Origin of the sequence: Agathobaculum butyriciproducens, assembly GCA_003096535.1 — a bacterium.
Lineage (GTDB): Bacteria > Bacillota > Clostridia > Oscillospirales > Butyricicoccaceae > Agathobaculum > Agathobaculum butyriciproducens.
On sequence record QEKJ01000046.1, the window covers coordinates 1 to 2,483 of the forward strand.

At 54.0% G+C, this 2,483-nt stretch carries 2 protein-coding genes; both read left to right on the forward strand.

Annotated features, from left to right (window positions below; genetic code table 11):
- Positions 1 to 1,506, forward strand: a 1,506-nt coding sequence (locus C7386_RS13130) for a sugar ABC transporter ATP-binding protein (protein WP_116705730.1), incomplete at its 5' end; no start/stop codon positions are given.
- Positions 1,499 to 2,482, forward strand: coding sequence for an ABC transporter permease (locus C7386_RS13135; protein WP_110436281.1), 984 nt, complete (start codon positions 1,499 to 1,501; stop codon positions 2,480 to 2,482). The genes C7386_RS13130 and C7386_RS13135, both read left to right, overlap by 8 nt.
- Position 2,483: the final 1 nt, after the last annotated feature.

Consider the following 2,483-nt stretch of genomic DNA (forward strand, 5'->3'; position numbering starts at 1 on the left):
ATGAGTGAATACGTAGTAGAACTGAAAAACGCGACCAAGCGTTTTCCGGGCGTAGTGGCTCTGAAAAACATGCAGCTTTCCGTCAAGCCGGGCGAGATCCTCGGCCTGATCGGTGAGAACGGCGCAGGCAAATCTACGCTGATCAAGGTGCTGACTGGTGTGCATCAGGCAGACGAGGGTCAGATTTATGTAGACGGCGTCGAGCAGCATTTTAAGGACCCGAACGATTCGGCAGCGGCTGGCATCGCGTGCGTATATCAGGAGCTTAACATTGAGAAGCTGCTGAGCATTACTGACAACATTTTCATCAACAAGTGGATCAAAAAGGGTACTCTGCTGGATTACCCGACCATGCATAAAAAGGCAAAGGAAGTTATGGCTTCGCTCGGTCAGGACGTAGACCCGACCAAGCCGGCAGGTAACTTTGGTATGGGCGTACAGCAGATGATCGAGATCGCGAAGGCGGTTCTGATCAACGCAAAAATGATTATTATGGACGAGCCGACCTCCTCTCTGGGCGAGAAAGAGGTTGAGCAGCTGATGAAGACCTGCCGTGACCTGAAGGCACGCGGCATCGGCATCGTCTTTGTATCCCATAAGCTGGAGGAGCTGTTCGAGCTGTGCGACCGCGTTGAGGTTATCCGTGACGGTGAGTTCATCGCAACCAAGCCGATCGATCAGTGGGATAATGACTCCCTGATCACCGCAATGGTAGGTCGTTCGCTGGACAACCAGTTCCCGAAGGAATTCGGCGAAAAGTCCAAGGAGCCGATGCTCGAGGTTGACAACGTTGTTGAGGCAGGCGTCCTGAACGATGTATCCTTCAAGGCATACGGCGGACAGATTCTGGGCTTTGCAGGTCTGGTCGGCGCCGGTCGTACCGAGATTATGCGCGCAGTATTCGGCGCAGATCCGATCGACAGCGGCAAGATCAAGATCAAGGGCAAGGAAGTACATATCAAGTCCCCGCGTCAGGCTATCAAGCATGGCATTGCGTTCCTCACCGAGGACCGTAAGGGACAGGGTCTGGTACTGGCTCAGACCATTCGCACCAACCTGATTCTTGCTAACATGAAGGGCTTCTCTTCGGGCTTGTTCCTGAACGAAAAGAAGATCCTCGAGGCAGGCGAGCAGAACATTGCGTCGCTGCGCATCAAGACCCCGTCGATCGACGAGATCGTAGGCCAGCTGTCCGGTGGTAACCAGCAGAAGGTCGTAATCGGCAAGTGGGTCAACACGGATGCAGAGATCTTTATCTTTGACGAACCGACCCGTGGTATCGACGTCGGCGCAAAGGTCGAGGTTTACAACGTAATGAACAGCCTTGTCAAGCAGGGCAAGTGCGTTATCATGGTATCTTCGGAAATGCCTGAGATCCTCGGCATGTCCGACCGCGTAATCGTAATGCGCGGCGGCGAAGTAATGGCCGAAGTAGACCGTGACAGCGAACATTTCAATCAGGAAGACCTTATGAAGGCAGCTTGGGGAGGTAAATTAGATGACTAAATCGAAGAAATCCAGCAGTTTGATGTCTTATGCTGGTACTTTTGGCGCACTGGTAATCCTTTGTGTAGTTCTGGCGATTGCTTCGCCGAACTTCTTTAAGTATTCCAACATGATGTCTGTTCTCAAGCAGACCTCGTTCAATGCACTGGTATCCACCGGTATGCTGCTCTGCCTGATCACCGCCGGCATCGACCTGTCCGTAGGTGCGAACGCAACGTTCGCTGCCTGCCTTGCAGGTATGCTGGTTAACAAGGGCATGAACAATCCGGTTCTGCTGCTGGTTGTTGCCATCGTTGGCGGCACCCTGATCGGCTGGATCAACGGTATGCTTCTTACCCGTCTGCACCTGCCGCATCCGTTCGTATCTACCCTCGGTATGAAGAACGTACTGTGGGGCGGTGCGCTGATCATCACCAACTCTCAGATGGTATCCTTCTCCGGTAATGATGCTGTTATGTGGCTCGGTTCTTCGACCGTAGCCGGCTTCCCGGTATCCTTTATCGTAGTACTTGTCATCTACGTTATCATGCACATCCTGCTGACCAAGACCGCTCTGGGCCGTTCCATCTACTGTGTAGGCGGCAACCCGGAAGCAGCTCGTCTGTCCGGTATCAACTCCGCTAACGTGCTGACCTTCTGCTACACCCTGTCCGGTTTCATGGCAGCTCTGGCTGGTATCGTATCCATCGGTCGTTCCGGTATCTGCAACGGCGTTAACGCTATTCAGCCGTACGATACCGACGCAATCGCAGCCTGCATCATCGGCGGCGCATCCTTCATGGGCGGCAAGGGCACCATGGTTGGTACCATGCTCGGCGCGCTGATCATCGCTGTTCTGCGTAACGGCTTCTCCCTGCTGTCCGTTTCTTCGGCAGTACAGAACCTCGTACTCGGCCTGGTTATCATCGGCGCCGTACTGCTCGACGTTACCCGTGAGCGCATGGCTGCTAAGGCTCGCCGTCTGGCTGCTAAGTAAT